Source organism: Enterobacter sp. UNJFSC 003 (assembly GCF_036903355.1).
Classification (GTDB): Bacteria; Pseudomonadota; Gammaproteobacteria; order Enterobacterales; family Enterobacteriaceae; genus Enterobacter.
The window spans coordinates 1-249 of sequence record NZ_JBAKHK010000283.1; the positions used below are offsets into that span (position 1 = coordinate 1).

The 249-nt window shown below is 61.0% G+C and carries 1 protein-coding gene; it reads right to left on the reverse strand.

Translation table 11 applies throughout. The features are described from left to right. Positions 1–249 (reverse strand): hypothetical protein (locus tag V5P19_RS24170; RefSeq protein WP_334408072.1); only part of this gene is annotated, 249 nt, incomplete at both ends.

Genomic DNA, 249 nt, shown 5'->3' on the forward strand with positions numbered 1-249 from the left:
CCCTGCTCGTTGTATGCGTGTTTCGTCTCATGCTGCCACAGCAGTTCCCCCGTCTCCGGGTTCTCCACCGTCTGGCATTCGCCGGTCAGGCGGCCTTTATCGTCATAGCCATAGTGGACGGCAACACGGTGGCCTTCGCTCAGGTGGCTGATGTCTGTCAGCCAGCCACGTTCGTCATACTGCCACCGCTCTGCGGTTTCACCCTTCACGGTGCGGTGCGTGAGGCGGTCTGCTTCGTCATAGTGCCAG